Origin of the sequence: Haloterrigena salina JCM 13891 (assembly GCF_000337495.1) — an archaeon.
GTDB classification, from domain to species: Archaea; Halobacteriota; Halobacteria; order Halobacteriales; family Natrialbaceae; genus Haloterrigena; species Haloterrigena salina.
This window is the reverse complement of the sequence record NZ_AOIS01000063.1, coordinates 108897-127210: the sequence shown is the minus strand read 5'-3', so window position 1 is coordinate 127210 and position 18314 is coordinate 108897. Positions and strand designations below refer to the sequence as shown.

21 protein-coding genes are annotated in these 18314 nt (G+C 66.5%); 15 read left to right on the top strand and 6 right to left on the bottom strand.

All coding sequences use genetic code 11. The annotated features are described in order from the left end of the window. Positions 1–88 precede the first annotated feature (88 nt). The 4 genes from C477_RS19965 to C477_RS19955 all read left to right on the top strand — a co-directional run bounded on the left by C477_RS19965 (position 89) and on the right by C477_RS19955 (position 3482). The gene (locus C477_RS19965; RefSeq protein WP_008896372.1) at positions 89–895 is read left to right on the top strand and encodes a CBS domain-containing protein; all 807 of its coding nucleotides are present in this window, start codon (positions 89–91) and stop codon (positions 893–895) included. A gap of 99 nt (positions 896–994) precedes the next feature. Beyond that, the gene (locus C477_RS19960) at positions 995–1402 is read left to right on the top strand and encodes a hypothetical protein (protein ID WP_008896371.1); all 408 of its coding nucleotides are present in this window, start codon (positions 995–997) and stop codon (positions 1400–1402) included. Positions 1403–1512: 110 nt separating this feature from the next. Then, on the top strand, positions 1513–1668 hold the full coding sequence (locus C477_RS24245; protein ID WP_008896370.1) for a hypothetical protein: 156 nt from the start codon (positions 1513–1515) through the stop codon (positions 1666–1668). A 113-nt stretch (positions 1669–1781) separates the two neighbouring features. After that, complete coding sequence (locus C477_RS19955) at positions 1782–3482, top strand: methylmalonyl-CoA mutase family protein (RefSeq protein WP_008896369.1); 1701 nt, start codon at positions 1782–1784, stop codon at positions 3480–3482. 37 nt (positions 3483–3519) lie between these two features. On the opposite strand, the gene C477_RS19950 is transcribed toward C477_RS19955, so the two are convergent. Continuing rightward, entirely contained in the window at positions 3520–4344 is an 825-nt protein-coding gene (locus C477_RS19950; protein ID WP_008896368.1) for a hypothetical protein, read from the bottom strand. 155 nt (positions 4345–4499) lie between these two features. On the opposite strand from C477_RS19950, the gene C477_RS19945 reads away from it, so the two are divergent. From C477_RS19945 to C477_RS19930, 4 genes are read left to right on the top strand one after another with little or no spacing between them, the layout of a single operon-like run. Beyond that, positions 4500–6560, top strand: coding sequence for an AMP-binding protein (locus tag C477_RS19945; protein WP_008896367.1), 2061 nt, complete (start codon positions 4500–4502; stop codon positions 6558–6560). A 55-nt stretch (positions 6561–6615) separates the two neighbouring features. After that, the gene (locus C477_RS19940) at positions 6616–7122 is read left to right on the top strand and encodes a DUF4212 domain-containing protein (protein WP_008896366.1); all 507 of its coding nucleotides are present in this window, start codon (positions 6616–6618) and stop codon (positions 7120–7122) included. Continuing rightward, on the top strand, positions 7119–8807 hold the full coding sequence (locus C477_RS19935) for a sodium:solute symporter family transporter (protein WP_008896365.1): 1689 nt from the start codon (positions 7119–7121) through the stop codon (positions 8805–8807). The genes C477_RS19940 and C477_RS19935 overlap by 4 nt, the downstream gene beginning before the upstream one ends. 2 nt (positions 8808–8809) lie before the next feature. Continuing rightward, positions 8810–9268: a universal stress protein gene (locus C477_RS19930; RefSeq protein WP_008896364.1), complete on the top strand. Its 459-nt coding sequence runs from the start codon at positions 8810–8812 to the stop codon at positions 9266–9268. A gap of 174 nt (positions 9269–9442) precedes the next feature. On the opposite strand, the gene C477_RS19925 is transcribed toward C477_RS19930, so the two are convergent. Both C477_RS19925 and C477_RS19920 read right to left on the bottom strand, forming a co-directional pair. After that, a complete protein-coding gene (locus tag C477_RS19925) occupies positions 9443–9658 on the bottom strand; it encodes a hypothetical protein (RefSeq protein ID WP_008896363.1) in 216 nt (71 codons plus the stop codon). A 164-nt stretch (positions 9659–9822) separates the two neighbouring features. Further along, on the bottom strand, positions 9823–10323 hold the full coding sequence (locus C477_RS19920; RefSeq protein WP_008896362.1) for a cupin domain-containing protein: 501 nt from the start codon (positions 10321–10323) through the stop codon (positions 9823–9825). A gap of 275 nt (positions 10324–10598) precedes the next feature. On the opposite strand from C477_RS19920, the gene C477_RS19915 reads away from it, so the two are divergent. Further along, positions 10599–11147: a tRNA (cytidine(56)-2'-O)-methyltransferase gene (locus C477_RS19915; RefSeq protein WP_008896361.1), complete on the top strand. Its 549-nt coding sequence runs from the start codon at positions 10599–10601 to the stop codon at positions 11145–11147. A 7-nt stretch (positions 11148–11154) separates the two neighbouring features. Here the strand turns inward: C477_RS19915 and C477_RS19910 are convergent, their stop codons facing one another. Beyond that, positions 11155–11811, bottom strand: coding sequence for a hypothetical protein (locus tag C477_RS19910; protein ID WP_008896360.1), 657 nt, complete (start codon positions 11809–11811; stop codon positions 11155–11157). 95 nt (positions 11812–11906) lie between these two features. After that, the gene (locus C477_RS19905) at positions 11907–12581 is read right to left on the bottom strand and encodes a hypothetical protein (protein WP_008896359.1); all 675 of its coding nucleotides are present in this window, start codon (positions 12579–12581) and stop codon (positions 11907–11909) included. A gap of 208 nt (positions 12582–12789) precedes the next feature. Between C477_RS19905 and C477_RS19900 the strand changes: the two genes are divergently transcribed. The 5 genes from C477_RS19900 to C477_RS19880 all read left to right on the top strand — a co-directional run bounded on the left by C477_RS19900 (position 12790) and on the right by C477_RS19880 (position 16785). Continuing rightward, a complete protein-coding gene (locus tag C477_RS19900) occupies positions 12790–14373 on the top strand; it encodes a class I adenylate-forming enzyme family protein (protein WP_008896358.1) in 1584 nt (527 codons plus the stop codon). A gap of 69 nt (positions 14374–14442) precedes the next feature. Next, positions 14443–14676 (top strand): hypothetical protein, encoded by a 234-nt coding sequence (locus C477_RS19895; RefSeq protein ID WP_008896357.1) that lies wholly within the window; start codon positions 14443–14445, stop codon positions 14674–14676. 108 nt (positions 14677–14784) lie between these two features. Beyond that, the gene (tfe, locus tag C477_RS19890) at positions 14785–15303 is read left to right on the top strand and encodes a transcription factor E (protein WP_008896356.1); all 519 of its coding nucleotides are present in this window, start codon (positions 14785–14787) and stop codon (positions 15301–15303) included. Then, positions 15303–16004, top strand: coding sequence for a DUF2110 family protein (locus C477_RS19885; protein WP_008896355.1), 702 nt, complete (start codon positions 15303–15305; stop codon positions 16002–16004). Before tfe ends, C477_RS19885 begins: the two co-directional genes overlap by 1 nt. Before the next feature lies 1 nt (position 16005). After that, the gene (locus tag C477_RS19880; protein ID WP_008896354.1) at positions 16006–16785 is read left to right on the top strand and encodes a DUF5803 family protein; all 780 of its coding nucleotides are present in this window, start codon (positions 16006–16008) and stop codon (positions 16783–16785) included. Positions 16786–16846: 61 nt separating this feature from the next. On the opposite strand, the gene C477_RS19875 is transcribed toward C477_RS19880, so the two are convergent. Then, entirely contained in the window at positions 16847–17305 is a 459-nt protein-coding gene (locus C477_RS19875) for a chemotaxis protein CheW (protein WP_008896353.1), read from the bottom strand. Positions 17306–17450: 145 nt separating this feature from the next. Between C477_RS19875 and C477_RS19870 the strand changes: the two genes are divergently transcribed. Then, complete coding sequence (locus C477_RS19870; protein WP_008896352.1) at positions 17451–18251, top strand: chemotaxis protein CheW; 801 nt, start codon at positions 17451–17453, stop codon at positions 18249–18251. Positions 18252–18314 lie beyond the last annotated feature (63 nt).

The following is an 18314-nucleotide window of genomic DNA, read 5'->3' as shown; positions in this document are numbered from 1 at the left end:
CAGGGGTCGTCTCGAGACCCGCGCCCCGCGAGTGGTCCGAGCGGTCGCGGAAGACACGTTTTTGCGCGCGGGGCTCGTTGACCCGCCTATGGAGGTCCTGTCGGACCGGAGCAAGCCGAAGGTCAAGGAGTACATGACGCGCGACGTCGCGACGGTCGCTCCCGACGAAACCGTCGGCGACGTCGCCACGCGGATCGCCGAGAGCGAGGAGCACAGCGGCTTTCCCGTCTGCGAGCGGCGCCGCGTGGAGGGCTTTATCAGCGCCCGCGACCTGCTGTTGGCCGACGACGACGATCCGATCTTCAAGGTGATGGCCACCGACCTGCTCGTGGCCCATCCCGATATGAAGGTGACCGACGCCGCCCGCGTCATCCTCCGGTCGGGCATCCAGAAACTCCCCGTCGTCGACGACGCCGGCAACCTCGTGGGGATCATCTCGAACGCCGACGTCATCCGCAGCCAGATCGAGCGCGCCACGCCCGAGAAAGTGGGGAAACTCGTCCGGACCCTAGAGGAGATCCACGACACCCACCTCGAGCAGGAGCGCCGAACCGTCGCCCTGGCGGAGCTGACGCCCACGCAGGGCCGGGTCTACGCCGACGAACTCGAGGGGCGGCGATACGAACTCGAGCACGGGCTGGCCGAGCCGCTGGTGGTCATCGACAACGGCGGCACGCTGTTGCTGGCCGACGGCCACCACCGCGTGCTCGCGGCCGATCGGCTGGGGATCGACGAGATGGACGCCTACGTCATCGTCGTCGATCAGACGATCGAGCTCGGGATGGCCAAGACCGCGGAGAAGGAGAACCTAGAGCGGATCGACGACATCGAGGTCGTCGACTACGCACACCACCCGCTCGTCCAGACGACCGAGCGGCTGCAGTCCAACAACTGAGGGGAGCCGACGGCTCGCCGGCGACGGGTCCGATCAGCGTATCAGATCTGATAGCCGCGGCTGAATAGTTACAAGTACCGTGGGAAAAGACCGCAATATATGACAACGAAGGTAGTAGAACGGACGGACGACTACACCGTGGAACTGGAGCCGGAGCTCGGTATCCCCGTTTTCACGTACAACCGGTTCGTCACGGGCGAGGAGTTACGGGAGGCCGCGCTCAGGTGGGCCGAGGTTATCGAGGCGGAGGGCGCCGACCGCTACGTCGTGAACACGGCGGAGTTCATGGCGCACAAAGACGAGGATAAGGAGTGGCTCGGGGAGACCTGGATCCCGAAACTGCTCGACCTCGGCGTTCGGGTGGGTGCCGGCGTACACGCGGACTCGGCCGTCGCGTCGCTCGAGAAGCGACGCATCGAGACAGCGCTGAACGAGATCGACCCCCGATTCGAGTACCGGACGTTCACGAGCGACGCGGATGCGCTGGCGTGGCTGGCCGAGCAGTAGCGGACGTCCGGCTACCGATCGAGTCGTTTCGAGTCCCCGGTCCGTCGAGCGCGGACCCACTGTATTTTGGAGACGGGTTCAACCCTGCCTAGACCCTTCGAGCGGATACGATGAAACGCGCAAACGTCCAGCGGAAGACCGCCGTTCGGTGTGGCGACTGTCAGTCCATCTTCACGGCCGAAATCGAAGACGACGGTGCGGTCTTCCTGATCGGGATGGGCGACCGCTGTGGCTGTGGTGGCACCGAATTCTCGAGTTTCGCCTGATCGTCCCGTCCGGATCCGAACCTGACCGGTCGTCGGTCGCTCTCGCGACCGCCTTCGTCACACGCTACCATTCCCCGGAATCCTTAATGCCGCGTCCGGCAAATCGTGTGCGTATGTACGACGAGGAGGACCTCGAGTCGATCCGGGAGGCCACAGAGGAGTGGGAACGGGAGACGCTCGAGCCAGCCCTCGACGCCCACGGGGAGCGCAGCGAGCGGTTCGCGACCGTCTCGAACCTCGAGGTCGACCGGCTCTACACGCCCGCGGACGTCGCCGACCTCGACTACCTCGAGGACCTCGGCTTTCCGGGCGAGAAGCCGTACACCCGCGGCCCGTATCCGACGATGTACCGCGGGCGGACGTGGACGATGCGGCAGTTCGCGGGCTTCGGGACGGCCGAGGAGACCAACGAGCGCTTTCACTACCTGATCGACGAGGGGCAGACCGGCCTCTCGACGGCGTTCGACATGCCCTCCCTGATGGGACTCGACTCGGACGACCCGATGAGCGAGGGCGAGATCGGCAGGGAAGGGGTCGCGGTCGATACACTCCGGGATATGGAGATCCTCTTCGACGGGATCGACCTGGCGGAGATCTCGACCTCGTTTACGATCAACCCCTCCGCGCCGGTGATCTACGCGATGTACGTCGCGCTGGCCGACCAGCGGGGCGTCCCCCGCGAGAACCTCCGCGGGACCCTCCAGAACGACATGTTCAAAGAGTTCATCGCCCAGAAGGAGTGGGTGATTCCCCCGGAGCCGTCGCTCGATCTCGTCACGGACGTCGTCGAGTTCAGCACCGAGGAGACGCCGAAGTTCCACCCCATCTCGGTCTCGGGCTACCACATCCGCGAAGCCGGCTCGACCGCCGTGCAGGAACTGGCCTTCACTCTCGCGGACGGCTTCGCCTATGTCGAGGACGCGATGGAGCGAGGGCTCGACGTCGACGCGTTCGCGCCGCGGCTCTCCTTTTTCTTCAACTGCCACAACTCCTTCTTCGAGGAAATCGCGAAGTATCGGGCGGCCAGACGGATCTACGCCCGCGTGATGGACGACTGGTACGGTGCTGAGAGGGACGAGTCCAAACGGCTCAAGTTCCACACCCAGACCGCGGGCCAGTCGCTGACGGCCCAGCAGCCGCTGAACAACGTCGTCCGGGTGACGATTCAGGCGCTTGCGGGGGTACTGGGCGGCACGCAGTCCCTGCACACCAACAGCTTCGACGAGGCGCTGGCGCTCCCCTCGGAGAAGGCGGTCCGGGTCGCCCTGCGCACCCAGCAGATCATCGCCGAGGAGTCCGGCGCGGCGGACATCGTCGATCCGATGGGCGGCAGCTTCGCCGTCGAGGCGCTGACCGACGAAACCGAGCAACGTGCCATGCGCTACATCGAGGAGATCCGCGAGATGGGCGACGGCTCCGTCCGGGACGGCATCCTGAAGGGTATCGAGGACGGCTACTTCCTGCGGGAGATCCAGGACGCCTCCTACGAGTACCAAGAGCGCGTCGAGCACGGGGAGGAGGTCGTCGTCGGCGTCAACGAGTACACCTTGACGGAGGACACCAGTCCGGACACCCTCCAGATCGACGAGACGACGGCCGAACGGCAGCTCGCGCGCCTCGAGGACGTCAAGGCCGACCGCGACGACGCGGCCGTCGAAGACGCGCTCGAGAATCTCCGCGAGGCGAGCGAGCGCGGGGAGAACACGATGCCGTACATCGTCGACGCGGTGAAGGCGTACGCGACGATGGGCGAGATCATGCAGGTGTTCGAAGCACAGCACGGCGCCTACAGCGAGGAGATCGGACTGGCGTAAGCGGCGCTCGAACCGAGAGTCGGGTCACGGCGGCCACTCAGAGCACGAACGTCGACACCAGGCCGACGATCCCGGCGAGCGTAAAACCCAGTCCCGGGATCGCGAGCAGCCCGCCGAAGATCACGTAGAGCGAGCCCGATCGGTGGCGATCGGGGATCACCGTCGATCGCTCGCCGGCCGACACCTCGAACCAATCGTCGCCGCCGACGGTGACGGGAGCGTCGTCCGGGCGACCTCGAGCGTCGTCGACGACGGAGCCGCCGAAGACGTGGACGTCGGTTCCTGGCTCGAGGCGAAGCTCGCGGTACTGGGTGGCCGCGTCGCTCGAGGCGGACGGATCGTCCGTCGGCTCGGCGTCCGTACCGGGGAGACCGACCGCCGCGAGCCGATCGCGCGCTCGAGCGGAGAGGTCGGCGCGGTCCGTCCACGCCGTCGCGTCCGGCTCCCAGTCGGCGAGCGAGAGGACGGCGTTGCTCGGGTCGACCGCGACGCGGTCGCCGCCGTCGGCGACCACGAAGGGGACGCCGGCTGAGACGCGTCCGTCGTGGGTCCACGTCTCGTCCGCATCCACGTCCGCGTCGGCGCGGGTCCGGGAGCGAGACTGCACTGCGTAGGCCAGACAGTCGGTTTCGGAGAGCGGCGCCTCGAGGGCCCCCTCGGCGCCCGCTCGCGCGATTCCGTCGAACGCGACGAGTCCGGTCGCGTCGGGAACCTCGCCGAGCGGCGTCGGCCCGGCCTGCCGGAGCCGTCGGGCGAGGCGGACGCGGCCGACGCCGATCGAGGCGACGAACAGCCCGGCCCCGAGGATCGCCAGTCCGACCAGGAGCGCTCCGCTCATGACGAGCAGATTCGTCGGCGGCATATCGGTCGATTACGGATCTGGATGGATAATACCCGCGACCCGTCGGCTCTCACACCATGCGCGGGAACTGAGGGGACGGTGGACCCGCGAAACCGCCGGACGGGACGCCGACAGGGGAACGTTTATCCCGATCTTGTCCGATGGTAGCAGTGTTTATGAGCGACGACACCGGCGAGCCCGAAGTCGAACTCGAGGCCCGCCTCGAGGAACAGGAGACGTTCGAACCGCCCGAGTCGTTCGTCGAGCAGGCGAACGTCTCGGATCCGGACGTCTACGAGGAGTTCGAGGAGAACTGGCCGGACTGTTGGGAACGGGCGGCCGACCTCCTCTCGTGGGACGAGGAGTACGACACCGTCCTCGAGGACGGGGACGCGCCGTTCTACGAGTGGTTCACGGGCGGGGAGCTGAACGCGTCGTACAACTGTCTCGACCGCCACGTCGAGGAGGGCGCCAAGAACCGCGCGGCGATCAAGTGGGAGGGCGAACTCGGCGAGACGCGAACCTACACCTACGGCGATCTGTTGAACGAGGTCGAGGCGTTCGCGGCCGCGCTGCGCGACCTCGGCGTCGAGGAGGACGACGTCGTCACGCTGTACATGCCGATGATCCCGGAGCTGCCGATCGCGATGCTCGCCTGCGCTCGCATCGGCGCACCGCACAGCGTCGTCTTCGCCGGCTTCTCGGCCGACGCGCTGGCGACGCGGATGAACTCGGCCGACAGCGAGTACCTCGTCACTTGCGACGGCTACTACCGCCGCGGCGACGCCCTGAACCACAAGGAGAAGGCCGACAAGGGGCTGCGCGGCGTCGAGAACGACGTCCAGACGGTCGTCGTCGACCGACTCGGCGACGAACTGACCCACTTCCTCGGCGCCGACGCCCACGACTACGGCGAACTCGTCGCCGAGCACGAGGGAGCGAGCGTCGAGCCGGTCTCGCGGGACGCCGAGGACATGCTGTTCCTGATGTACACCTCGGGAACGACCGGCGAGCCGAAGGGCGTCAAGCACACCACCGGCGGCTACCTCGCTTACACGGCCTGGACCTCCCACGCCGTCTTGGACGTCAAACCCGAGGATACCTACTGGTGTACGGCCGACATCGGCTGGATCACTGGCCACTCCTACATCGTCTACGGCCCGCTCGCGCTCGGGACGACGACGATGATGTACGAGGGGACGCCGGACTACCCCGAGAAGGACCGCCTCTGGGACCTCGTCGAGAAGAACCGCGTCGATACCTTCTACACCGCACCGACGGCCATCCGTTCGTTCATGAAGTGGGGTACCGAGTACCCCGAGCGGCACGATCTCTCTTCGCTTCGCCTGCTCGGCACCGTCGGGGAGCCGATCAACCCGCGGGCCTGGAAGTGGTACTACAAGCACATCGGCGACGAAGAATGCCCGATCGTCGACACCTGGTGGCAGACCGAGACCGGCGGGATGATGATCACGACGCTGCCCGCGATCAACGAGATGAAGCCCGGCTCGGCCGGGCCGCCGCTGCCGGGNGGGATGATGATCACGACGCTGCCCGCGATCAACGAGATGAAGCCCGGCTCGGCCGGGCCGCCGCTGCCGGGCGTCGACGCCCGCGTCGTCGACGCGAACGGTGACGAGGTCGAGGCCGGACAAGCCGGCTACGTCACGGTGAACAACCCGTGGCCCGGTATGCTCCGGACGCTCTATCAGAACGACGAGCGCTTCATCGAGGAGTACTGGACCGAGTACTCCGATGAGGAGGCCGACGAGTGGGTTTACTTCCCCGAAGACGGCGCGAAGATCGACGAGGACGATTACATCACCATCCTCGGCCGGGTCGACGACGTGATCAACGTCTCCGGCCACCGGCTCGGAACCATGGAGATCGAATCGGCCGTCGTCGGCGTCGAGGGGATCGCCGAAGCCGCCGTCGTCGGCGGCGACCACGACGTCAAGGGCGAGGCCGTCTACGTCTACGCCATCCCCGAGGACGGCTACGAGGACCGCCACGCCGAACTCGAGGAGAAGGCCATGGAGGCCGTGCTCGACTCGATCGGCCCGATCGCCCGGCCCGAGGAGATCGTCTTCACGCCCGAACTCCCGAAGACGCGCTCGGGCAAGATCATGCGCCGCCTGCTCGAGAACATCGCCAGCGGTGACGAGCTGGGTGACACCTCGACGCTCCGGAACCCCGAAATCGTCGACGAGATCGCCGATCAGGTCGCGGGCGACTGAACACTTCCTCGATTTTCGAACGATACCACACGATATCGACACACTGCACCAAAATATGGCAGACAATAACACTCAAGATTCGACGGACGAACGGACCGCAACGGACGGGGGGGTGGCCGGGCATCACGGTCAGTCCCACCGAGACACCGACTATCTCAACGCGGAGGTAAACCTCCTGAATCCGAGTACGCCGTTCATGCGCGATCACCTGCGCATCATCTGGACCGGATTCGTCACCTGGGCCATCCTCGTGTTCGGCCCCGTGCTCCTGACGGCCGCGATGCCGGACCTCATGACGACGACGATGCCGGTCATCGAGTTCCCGCTGCACTACTTCCTGGTGGCCGTCTGCGGCCCGAGCGGCGCGCTGATCCTCTCGGCGTGGTACGCTCGCAAGCGCGACCAGCTCGACGCGAAGTACGGGATCGATCACACGACGACGACGGAATCCGGCGGCGGCGGTAGCGAGGACGCCGCGGCGACCGACGGGGGCGAGCGATCGCAGAGCGATCGCGATCCGCGTCAGGACGCGGAGCGGTCTGACGGAGGTGTCTCCGAATGACGGGACCGGCGACCGTCCTGCAGTCCGAGCTGTTGCCCCAGGGGATGGACGTCTCGTTCAAGCTCGCGCCGGCCATCCTCGTTCTGGGGATGCTCGGCACCTTCCTCCTGATCGGGTTCGTGTTCCGCGTGGCCGACACGGAGGACATGTGGGTCGCCGGCCGCTCGATCGGGAACATCGAGAACGGGATGGCGATCGGCGCCAACTGGATGTCCGCCGCGTCCTACCTCGGGATGGCGGCGCTGATCGCGCTGTCGGGCTTTTACGGCCTGGCATTCGTCGTCGGCTGGACGACGGGGTACTTCATCCTGCTCATCTTCATGGCCGCGCAGATGCGCCGGTTCGGGAAGTACACGGCGCCGGACTTCGTCGGCGACCGCTTTAACTCCGACAGCGCCCGCGCCATCGCGGCGATCACGACCTTCCTCATCGCGTTCGTCTACGCGATCGGACAGGCTCGCGGGATGGCCCTGGTCGGCCTCTACATCTTCGGCGACCTCGGTTTCGCCGGGTTCAGCGGCTACCAGGCCATGGTCATCTTCATGATGACGATCACGGTCGGCTACCTGACGCTCTCGGGCATGTTGGGCGCGACGAAGAACATGGCCGTGCAGTACGTCATCCTCATCAGCGCCTTCCTGGCCGGCATGTACGTGGTCGGCTGGACGCAGGGGTACTCGACGGTGCTCCCGCAGATCGAGTACGGGATGCTCCTGAACGAACTCGGCAACGAGTTCACCGAACCCTTCGCGAACTCGAGTCCGTACCTGTGGATCGCGACGTGTTTCTCGCTGGTCGTCGGGACCTGCGGGCTCCCGCACGTGCTGGTCCGGTTCTACACGGTCGAAAACGAGCGGACCGCCCGCTGGTCGACCGTGACCGGGCTCTTCTTCATCTGCCTGCTGTACCTCGGCGCCCCCGCCTACACCGCGTTCGGGACGCGCCTCTACGACCTCAACTCGGCGACGGGGACGACCTACGGCGACCCCGGCATGTCCGGCTCGACCGCCGACGTCCTCGTCGTGATCGCGGCGCAGTTCGCGAACCTGCCCCAGTGGTTCGTCGGCCTCGTGGCCGCCGGCGGGATCGCCGCCGCGATCGCGACGACCGCCGGCCTCTTCATCACCGGCTCCTCGGCGGTCTCCCACGACATCTACACGAACCTCATCAACGAGGACGCGACCCAGCGCCAGCAGATCCTCGTCGGTCGCCTGGGCATCGTCGCCCTGGGCGTGCTGACCACGCTGGCCGCGCTCGACCCCGCGGCGCCGATCGCCGCGCTGGTCTCCTACGCGTTCTCGCTGGCCGGCGCGGTGCTGTTCCCGATGTTCTTCCTCGGTCTCTGGTGGGAGAACACGAACCGCGAGGGCGCGCTCGCCGGGATGCTCACCGGGCTGACCATCTGGATCATCCCGATGATCAACGAAGTCGTTCCGACGTACACGACCAGCTCCGGCGATCCGTACGTTCCGGTGCTGGCGCAGTGGGTGCCGGCCATCGGCTCGGCGCTCGTCGCCGTCCCGATCGTCTTCGCCGTCACGATCGGCGTCTCGGCGATGACCGACGAGCCGCCGATCGAGACGAAACGCGTCGTGCGACAGTGTCACAGCCCCGAACCGATGGGCCAGCAACAGGCCGCGGAAGACGTCGTCACCGACGGGGGCGAAACCCCCGCGGATGACTGATCATGTACGAACGCATCCTCGTTCCCACGGACGGTAGCGAAACGGCCGAGGCGGCCGTCGACCACGCACTCGAGCTCGCCGAGCGATACGACGCCGTCGTCCACACCCTGTACGTGGTCGACACCGACTCGATGAGCCTCACCCTCGGCGCCGAACAGCTCGATCGCATCGAACAGGGCAAGTTCGGCGAGATGGACGAAGTCCGGGAGCGCGCCGAGCGCGCTACCGACTACGTCGCCGACCGCGCTCGAGAGCGCGGCCTCGAGGTCGTCGAGCACGTCTCGGCGGGGAAACCTCACTCGCTGATCGCCGAGTACGTCGAGGACAACGACATCGACCTCGTCGTGATGGGATCGCACGGACGGTCGGGCATCCGACGGACGCTGCTCGGCAGCGTCACCGAACGGACGCTCCGATCGACGCGCGCGCCGGTCCTCGTCGTCGACACGGACCGAGAGTAACGCGGCGCGGACGCGGACTGCGACGTTTTTCGGAGCGCAACGACCGATAGCGGTGCCCACGACGATCGATCCTCGAAATCGAGCCTTCGACTCCGTCGGCGGGCCGACGACCGGTGCAGAAGGAAAAAGTACGCTGTTACTCTCGAGGCCGGGCGAGGTTGCTCTCGTGTCGGCCTACTGCTCGGATCTCGCCAAATCGAGACTCGCGAAGAAGCCGAAGTAGGCGACGATCCCGGCGAACATGAACAGGTAGTACGCCCACTGGGGGCCCTCGAGGAACCGGAAGATGACGTCGACGAGCGTCACCCAGACGATGGCGAAGACCAGATCCGCCAACATCCCCCACCGCTCCTCGCGAAGCGCCTCGAGTCGCTCACCGAGCCCCGTCATCGGCCGGTCACCCGCCCGGATTCGAACGCGTCCATGACATACCGTCTCGTGCCCGGCGAAAAAAGCCTATCGTCGCCGGTTACCGGTCGTCGATCCCGCGACCCGTCCCGCGCGAGAGCGTTGGAGTCGCTGGGAGACAACGAACTCGCCATCGCGGCGACCGGCTACTCGTCGTCGGGGTCGTCCCCGTCCCAGTAAGGTACCTCGTCGTCGATGCGGTAGTAGCCCTCGAGCGACCGTTCCTCGCGGCCGCCCGGCGGCGAGCCGACGTAGACGCCGAACGTCTCCATCTCGGGGTAGACGGTGATATCCGGCTCGTTCATCGTCGAGACCATCAGGTAGCGCAGGGGCTCGTTCCCGTCGTTGACGATCCGGTGACCTCCGCTCTCGTCGGCCGAGAAGCTCGCGAAGTCCCCCTCCTCGAGCGGTGTCTCGCCGTCGGCCGCGACGAGCAGTCCGTCGCCGGCCAGCACGTACACTGCCTCCTCGTTGGCCGTGTGATAGTGATAGGGCCACGAGCGCCTCCCCGGCGGGAGTTCGTAGAGGCTACAGCCGAGGTCGTCGGCGTCGGCGGCGGTCGAGAGTTGCTTGCGGCGAAACGCGACGTCGTCCGGTTCGGGGTCGTACTCGTTCCACTCGAGGTCCGACTCGTTGATTTTCCCCATACCCAGTTACCGACATCCGTCAACGGTATAAGATTTCTCGAGGCCGAATCGTTTCGGTTCACTGCTGATCGGGGCACGAGAAGTGAGTGAACCGGCCGTCGGGGCAATTCAGCATCCGCGAACGAAGTGAGCGGTTCACCGAGCGCGCCGTTGGCGCGCTCGGCCTTTTTCATCGAAGTTTTTGCGCCGAGCGGTTCGCCTACGGCGAACCCGAGGCGGAAAAAGTTCGGTCGGAAAACGAAACCCCCTAACCCCGTCCGAGAGTGACTTCGAGCATGCACGACGACAGCGAGGTCGCCGTCCTCCGACTCGGCCACCGCCCCGGCCGGGACGAGCGGATGACGACCCACGTCGGCCTGACCGCGCGGGCGCTGGGCGCCGACCGCGTCCTCCTGCCCGATAACGCGGGCCAATCGAAGGAGACCGTCGCAGACATCACCGACCGCTTCGGCGGCCCCTTCGGGGTCGAACTCACCGACTCGCCCCAGGGGGTCATCCGCAACTGGGAGGGTCGGGTCGTCCACCTCACGATGTACGGCGAGCGCGTCCAGGATGTCGAGGACGAGATCCGGGCGGCCCACGGCGACGAGGGCCGGCCGCTGCTGATCGTCGTCGGCGCCGAGAAGGTCCCCTTCGACGTCTACGAGGAAGCCGACTGGAACGTCGGCGTCACCAACCAGCCCCACTCGGAGGTCGCCGGCCTCGCGGTCTTCTTAGACCGGCTGTTCGAGGGACGGGAACTCGAGCGCGACTGGGAAAATGCCGACCGTCACGTCATGCCGATGGAGACCGGCAAGCGCGTCGAGTCGACCGACGAGGAGTGAGACCCCGCTAGCGGCCCGGGATCAGCACCGAAAACGGTCGGCAGAGCCGGCGGATCGCGTCGCGCACCAGCCCCGAAACGCCCATCTTCGCTTCGTTCACGGTGTATCGATCGTCGCTGACCCGTTCGATCGGGACGTCGTCGCCGAACTCCTCGAGGAGTCGTTCGACCTCGTCGACCGAGAACTCGCTGCGGGCGGCGATAGCTGCAGGCGAGAGGGCGACCGACGACTCGCGGAGGACCCGGCCGATAGCGCCCGTGTCTGACACGACCCGCACGTTCTCGCGAAACGAGCGGTCGTCCATGGGGTCCTCGAGCGGGCCCGACCGATCGATCCCGTGGCGGCGGTCGTACAGGGAGTCGAGACAGAGCCACCAGCCGACGGCCGAGAGGGCGACGAACATCCACGAGAACCAATTGACTGCGGCGATAGCGGAGCCGACGCCGGCCCCGCCGCCGATCAGGACTCCGGAGAGGTAGTCGGGCGCCTCGAGGGTCGCCAGGATCGCTCTGAAGACGGCCAGTCCGACGATCGCGGCCGGAAACGCGGCGACGGTCAGCCACGACTCGGTCAGCAGATAGACGGCGGCGAGCGCGACCGCGAACGAGATCGGGTTCCGCGGCTCGAGTTCCGTCCGGAGCGTCCGAACGAACGGGTGGGTCATACGGTTCGCTTCGCGACGACAGTACAAAATACCAGTGATATAGTTGACACTATTCCAGATCGCTCGACGGTGGTGGTGTGTCGATACCGGAGCCGTCACCCGGCCAGCCGGAACAGTCGGAACGGACGGAGAAGGCGACCGCCGACCGTGCGGACCAAGTTCCGGACGAACGCGACGGCGCCCAACTCGTTCTCGTCGAGCGCGTAGCCGTTTCCGACGCGTTCGATCGGTCCGGACTCACCGTGGCTCTCGAGGAGGCGTTCGAAGTCGTCCTCGGTGAGTCCCGTTCGCGACTGGATCTCGTCGGCGGTCAACGGACGGTCGGCCGCCCGGAGTTCCTCGAGCAGCCAGCGGTTGTACTCGCCGTAGCGAAACACGTCCGCTTTCGACATGTCGTCCTCGTCGGCCGTCGAATCGCCCGCGTCGGCGGAGTCACGGCGCCGCCACTTGTCGACCCCGTCGAGGAGGATCCACGCGCCGATCGCGACGACTCCCCAGCCAACCCAACGACCGCCGTCGAGGAGGAGGGAGGCGCCTGCGGCGACGACCAGCGTCCCGAGGGCGACGCCGGCGGGACCGGGCTCGGGGTCCAGTCCGAGGGTGTCGATGAGGGCGGTGAGGAACGGAACGCCAACGAGGAGGCCGACGACGACGCCGATCGCGGTCGACTCGTTACCGGAGAGCGCGAGGACGGCGCCGAAGCCGGCGGCGGTGGTGACGTCGGCGCGGTCGATCTCGTCCCGGAATCGGGCGGCGAATCGACGGATCATCGTGTATTAAATCGTACACCACCGGTATTAATACTATTGTTTGGACGGACGATCGACCGAAGACGCGTCCGGCTCCGGTGGGCTGGCGCCCTCGAGCGCCCCAGCGAACACCCGATCGACTGAGCGAGCACGAACGGACCGTCCGGCGATTCGCGGCGAAGGTGTAACCGGGCCGAAATTTTATACGCGATCTTCGGTATCATGTACCATGGACCTGGACGACGTCGATCCGACCGCGCGGGCGGGGAACGTCGCGAAGCTGTTCGACGAGACGGCCGCACACCACGGGGACGCACAGGCGATGGAACACTACGGCGAGCGGACGACCCACGCCGAGTTACGGGACCGGACCGCCGCTTTCGCCGGAGGACTCCACGAGCTGGGTCTCGAGCCCGGCGATCGACTGCTACTCTTTTTGCCGAACTGTCCAGAGTACCTCGTGGCCTCGCTGGGTTCGTTCAAGGCCGGCGTCGTCTTCTCGCCGGTCAACCCGCAGTACAAGCGCCGCGAGGTCGCCTACCAGCTCGCGGACGCCGACGCGACGGCGATCGTCACCCACCCGCTGCTCCGGGAGGTCGTCGACGAAGCGCTCGAGGACGCCGATCGGGAGCCCGCGGTCATCACTATCGAGAGCGAGATGGCGGATCGAGACCCCGACGACGTCTTTTTCGAGGACGTCAGCGGCGAGCCGACGCTGGTCGAGCGGGCCGACGACGACGTCGCCTTGCTCTCCTACACGTCGGGAACGACGGGCGATCCGAAGGGCGTCCAGCTCACCCACCGAAACACGCGCGCACAGATGAGCTGGCCGCTGACCTCCTCCAACGTCGACGTCGAAGGCGAGGACGTCCGCAGTCTCATCTGGCTGCCGCTGTATCACATCACCGGATTCACCCACACCGCGCTCCAGCCGCTGGTCGGCGGCGGCGGCCTGTACTTCCGCAGCGCCCTCGAGTGGGACGCCCAGGAGTGCATGGAACTCATCGAAGCGGAGGGGATCACCCACTTCGTGGGCGTGACGACGATGTACGCGGACATGGTCGAGGCCGACGGCTTCGGCGACTACGACCTGACGAGCCTCGAGTCGGCCTCGGAGGGAGGCGCGAAGCTCTCGCCAGCGGTCCAAGAGCGGTTCGAGGAGACCGCCGGCGTCGACATCTCCGAGGGGTACGGGCTCACCGAAACCCATGGCGCTACCCACACCCAACAGGGCTCGTCGTTCGGCCTGCAACACGGGACCATCGGCCAGCCGCTGCGGATGACCGACTGCAAGATCGTCGACGAGAGCGGCGACGAGGTTGCCCCCGGAGAGGAGGGCGAACTCCTCGTGCGCGGTCCGGCGGTCATGAAGGGGTACCACGGGATGCCCGACGCGACCGAGCGGGCGTTCACCGAGCGCGGCTACTTCCGGACCGGCGACGTCGCCCGACGGGACGAGAACAACTACTACGAGATCGTCGACCGCAAGAAACACGTCATCGTCAGCGCCGGCTACAACGTCTACCCCAGCGAACTCGAGACCCTGCTGTTGGAACACGAGGCCGTCGCGGACGTCGCCGTCATCGGCGTCCCGGACGACCGCCGCAACGAAGTCCCCAAGGCTTTCGTCGTTCCCGCGGTCGGGGTCGACCCGGGAACGGACGTGACCGCCGACGAACTCAAGCGGTACAGCCTCGACCGCGTCGCCGAGTACAAACACCCTCGGGAGGTCGAGTTCGTCGACGAACTTCCCCGGACCACCAGCGGCAAGGTGCAAAAGTACAAGCTCGAGTCCTGGGACGACGACGCCTGAGGCCGCGACGGTCGATTCGGCGCGGCCGCGAACGGCTAGTTTTTCACCCCTCGAGGTCCCAAATCGAGTATGGATTCGGACGCGCCGCTTCAGCGGACGCCGATCGAGTACTACATGTTCGCCGCGGTGCTGGTCGTGCTCAACATGGTCGTGTTGGTCGCGACCGGCCACAGCCTCCTAGTGGCGATTCCGAGGGGGCTGTTCTTCGGGCTCTTCGAGGCGACCATGCTCCTGCTGATCGTCGCCACCCTGCGTCTGGTGCTGGGGCGAACAGGCCGGTCGGACGACGAACCGACAGAGTAGCGGGGACGCCCATCGGGCGACGGTTCAACGATCCGGAGACTCTGCCGCGGGCCCGGCACGCGAGGCAGTTAACAAGACTTAATGGCCACATGCCGTTACACGTAGGTAATGGCTTTTGAGGACCTGCTCGAGGATCCGGTCATCCAGAAGTACTTGCACGAGCTGGTCGGTCCCAAGGGGATGCCCGTCGCGGCGGCGCCGCCGGACGGGGAAGTGACCGACGAGGAGCTCGCGGAGGAGCTGGATCTCGAGTTGAACGACGTGCGGCGGGCGCTGTTTATCCTGTACGAGAACGATCTCGCGACCTACCGACGGCTGCGCGACGAGGACTCGGGGTGGCTCACCTACCTCTGGACGTTCGAGTACGACAACATCCCGGAGAACTTAGAAGACGAGATGTACCGCCTTCACGAGGCCCTCGAGGAACGCCGGGAGTACGAGCGCAACCACGAGTTCTACCTCTGTGAAATCTGCTCGATCCGGTTCGAGTTCGGCGAGGCCATGGACTTCGGCTTCGAGTGCCCCGAGTGTGGCTCGCCGCTCGAATCGATGGACAACGATCGGCTCGTCAACGCGATGGACGACCGCCTCGACGCCCTCGAGGACGAACTCAACCTAGAGGCCTGATGGTCGTACTCGCAACCAAACTGTACGTCGAAGGTGACGCCCGCGAGCGGGCGCTGGACTCGCTTCGCTCGCTGGTCGCCAACGAGATCGGCGAGCTCGAAGTCGAGTTCGAACTCGGCGTGCGCCACGACGACTTTCCGTCGGTGACCATCGAGGGCGAGGACGCCACCGTCGCGCGCAACGCCCTCCGCGAGGAGTTCGGCGAGATCGTCCCCGATCTCGAGCCCGGCGAAACGTACGTCGGCACCCTCGAGACCTGGGACGACGACGGCTTCGTCCTCGACGCGGGACAGGGCGAGGGCGTGCGGATCCCGACCGACGAACTCGGACTCGGTCCGGGGTCGCCCGAACAGCTCCGCGAGCGGTACGGGCTGGTCCAGCATCTGCCGCTGCGGTTCGTCTACGGCTCGGCTGACGCCGGCGAGGACAGCGAGGGCGAGCCGTCCCGACTCGCCGACGCGGAACAGGACCGACTCTACGACTGGACCCGCGGCGACGGTCGGCTCAACGTCAACAGCGCCACCCGCGCCGAAGTGCGGGCGACGCTGAACCGCGCCGGCCACGCCCAGGACTACGTCACCGTCGAGCGGCTGGGCCTCCTCGAACAGAGCGTGATCTGTACCGAAGATACCGACCCGCCGGGACTGCTCGCGAGCGTCGGCGAGTACCTCCCAGCGGAGCTCCGCTGTGTCGTTCCGTAACATGAATCGACGGCTCGTTCTGGCGGTGATCGCGGTCGGGTTGCTCGTTACCACGGCCGGCTGTTCGGGCGTCTTCGGCGGGATTTCCGACGAGCAGCTCGATCGGGACCAGGAGTACGACGACCTGCGAGGCGACGCGTCCGACGCCGACGTCACCATCGACGTCGAGGGCGGCAACATGCTCAACAGCGGCGAATTCCGCGCCGTGTACGACCTCGACGGAACGGAGGAGTTCTCGCTCTCCCGGTCGACGCTCTTCAGCGAGGAGGCCCTCGACATCCACAGCGTCCGCTACTGGTACCCCAACGGAACCGAGGTGACGGGGTCGGAACTGGACATCGAGCAGAGCCGCTCGAGCACCGAGATTCGCGTCCCCGACGAGAACGGAACGCTCGCGTTTTCGGGCGAGGCGGGCCGGAAGACGTTCAGCCTGCCGGCGTACGTCGAGGGCTCCCACGAGGTCCGGCTCCCCGAGGGTCACCGGACGACGAACTTCATCTTCGGCGACGTCAGCCCGAACGGCTACGAGCGGGAAATCGTCGACGACGAGGAACGCCTCTACTGGGAGGAACTCGAGAACGAACTCTCGGTCCGCTACTACCTCAGCCGCGACGTCCCCCTGTTCATCGGACTGATCGGCGCCGTCGCGCTCATCGGGGGCGCCGGCATCGCGTACTACTATCGGGAGGTCAAGCGACTCCGCAAAGAACGCGAGGAGATGGGCCTGAACGTCGATATCGACGACGATTCGAACGACGGTCCGCCGCCGGGAATGGGCTAACCCGGCTCGAGGACGCCGTACTATCGGCGCGTCGATTTTCGCGACCGATCGAGACGGATCGTCAGCCGTGAATCGCTCGCTCGTCGAGCCAGAGTACTTCGTCGCCGTCGATCTCGAGTCGCCCCTTGACGTGGGCGATCCGAGCGCTGGTCGGCGTCGGCTCGAGGTCGCTCGTCCGCACGGTTCGCGTGACGTCGACGTCGTCGACGAGCCAGCCGACGTACGCGTCGTCGGCGTCGGTCAGCCGAAAGACGAGCAGTTTCGGCGTCTCGATCCGGTTTATCGTCCGGACCGACGAACTGAACGCTCGGGGGAGGTCGACGACCCGAATGCGGTCGCCGGCGACGGAGACGGTCCCGGCGTTCCACGGGTCGTCGGCCGTCGCGACGGACTGGTCGTCGCCGACACCAAGAACGGAGTCGACCGAGGCGGCCCGGACGCAGTACCGGTCCCCTTCGAGGGTAAACGTCAGCACGGAGATCCGATCGTCGTCGCGGTCCCTGTTTACGGACGATGCCATACTGCTGCGAAATTTAACTGTGTAAAGATAAGGATTTCGGTCGACATTCGAACAACAAACGATGGACGGCGGATCCGCGTCGGCGGCGATTCCCGGCGGCGGGAGTCAACGTTTTAGTGTTGGAATGTGATGCTCGAGCAAGAACATGACCCCGGATCTCTCCGAGAAGCTTCTCGGAATCGATATCGACGACGCCGACGAGCGACGGCAACGCGACGGTAGCGAGACGGACGAACCGCGGGCGGAACTCGAACAGTTCGTCGTCTTCGGACTAGGCGACCACCGGTTTGCGATGCCGGTCGCGACCGTGCGCACGCTCGCAGAGGTCCCCGACGACGTTACCCGCGTTCCGCGGGCGCCGCCGGCGATCGAGGGGATGGTGGACCTGCGCGGGGATATCACGGCCATGGTCGATCCGGGCGTTCACTTCCCGACCGTCGAGCGCGAGGCCACCGCGGGGCGCGAACGGTTGCTCGTGCTCGACCGGCCGTCCGACCAGCAGTCAGCCGCGATCCACGTCGACGACGTGATCGGCGTGGAGACGGTTCCCGAGGACGATATCGTCGACGAAACGACCGTCGAGGAGAGTCGGTTCTCCGGCGATGCGCTCGACCATCCGCTCGTCGTCGCGCTCTTCGAAACGGAGCGCGAACTCGCCGCCGGGAGGGCCGGCCGCGGTTCCCAGCGGAGCGCGAGCGCAGTCGATGCCGACCGCGGCGCCGAGGGGAGTGCGCTGTCAGCCGTGCAGCGGTCGGGTTCGGACGGGGCAGACGACGCGGTTGGGAATCCGTTCGAACTCGAGTCCGCGGACGCGGGAGCGCCGGACGACGCCGACGAGGGGGACGACCGAACGGCGGACGCGAGATCGACTCGAGAGGTCGTCATCGAGGCGACACCCGTAGTAGATATCGAACGTCTCCTGTTGGCGTCCGGACAGGGAGAATAGGGCGACGGAGCCGCCGATTACGGGGTCGACGATGTCGCATTCTGGGTGACGTCCCCGTCCCGT

Excerpts from the sequence above, each read along its gene's own strand:
- C477_RS19880 (WP_008896354.1), top strand. The coding sequence starts at position 16,006 with ATGAATCGACGGCTCGTTCTGGCGGTGATCGCGGTCGGGTTGCTCGTT.
- C477_RS19950 (WP_008896368.1), bottom strand. The coding sequence starts at position 4,344 with ATGCCGCCGACGAATCTGCTCGTCATGAGCGGAGCGCTCCTGGTCGGA.
- C477_RS24245 (WP_008896370.1), top strand. The coding sequence starts at position 1,513 with ATGAAACGCGCAAACGTCCAGCGGAAGACCGCCGTTCGGTGTGGCGAC.
- tfe (WP_008896356.1), top strand. The coding sequence starts at position 14,785 with ATGGCTTTTGAGGACCTGCTCGAGGATCCGGTCATCCAGAAGTACTTG.
- C477_RS19965 (WP_008896372.1), top strand. The coding sequence starts at position 89 with ATGGAGGTCCTGTCGGACCGGAGCAAGCCGAAGGTCAAGGAGTACATG.
- C477_RS19935 (WP_008896365.1), top strand. The coding sequence starts at position 7,119 with ATGACGGGACCGGCGACCGTCCTGCAGTCCGAGCTGTTGCCCCAGGGG.
- C477_RS19915 (WP_008896361.1), top strand. The coding sequence starts at position 10,599 with ATGCACGACGACAGCGAGGTCGCCGTCCTCCGACTCGGCCACCGCCCC.
- C477_RS19910 (WP_008896360.1), bottom strand. The coding sequence starts at position 11,811 with ATGACCCACCCGTTCGTTCGGACGCTCCGGACGGAACTCGAGCCGCGG.
- C477_RS19870 (WP_008896352.1), top strand. The coding sequence starts at position 17,451 with ATGACCCCGGATCTCTCCGAGAAGCTTCTCGGAATCGATATCGACGAC.
- C477_RS19940 (WP_008896366.1), top strand. The coding sequence starts at position 6,616 with ATGGCAGACAATAACACTCAAGATTCGACGGACGAACGGACCGCAACG.
- C477_RS19885 (WP_008896355.1), top strand. The coding sequence starts at position 15,303 with ATGGTCGTACTCGCAACCAAACTGTACGTCGAAGGTGACGCCCGCGAG.
- C477_RS19895 (WP_008896357.1), top strand. The coding sequence starts at position 14,443 with ATGGATTCGGACGCGCCGCTTCAGCGGACGCCGATCGAGTACTACATG.
- C477_RS19960 (WP_008896371.1), top strand. The coding sequence starts at position 995 with ATGACAACGAAGGTAGTAGAACGGACGGACGACTACACCGTGGAACTG.
- C477_RS19920 (WP_008896362.1), bottom strand. The coding sequence starts at position 10,323 with ATGGGGAAAATCAACGAGTCGGACCTCGAGTGGAACGAGTACGACCCC.
- C477_RS19925 (WP_008896363.1), bottom strand. The coding sequence starts at position 9,658 with ATGACGGGGCTCGGTGAGCGACTCGAGGCGCTTCGCGAGGAGCGGTGG.
- C477_RS19905 (WP_008896359.1), bottom strand. The coding sequence starts at position 12,581 with ATGATCCGTCGATTCGCCGCCCGATTCCGGGACGAGATCGACCGCGCC.
- C477_RS19900 (WP_008896358.1), top strand. The coding sequence starts at position 12,790 with ATGGACCTGGACGACGTCGATCCGACCGCGCGGGCGGGGAACGTCGCG.
- C477_RS19930 (WP_008896364.1), top strand. The coding sequence starts at position 8,810 with ATGTACGAACGCATCCTCGTTCCCACGGACGGTAGCGAAACGGCCGAG.
- C477_RS19955 (WP_008896369.1), top strand. The coding sequence starts at position 1,782 with ATGTACGACGAGGAGGACCTCGAGTCGATCCGGGAGGCCACAGAGGAG.
- C477_RS19875 (WP_008896353.1), bottom strand. The coding sequence starts at position 17,305 with ATGGCATCGTCCGTAAACAGGGACCGCGACGACGATCGGATCTCCGTG.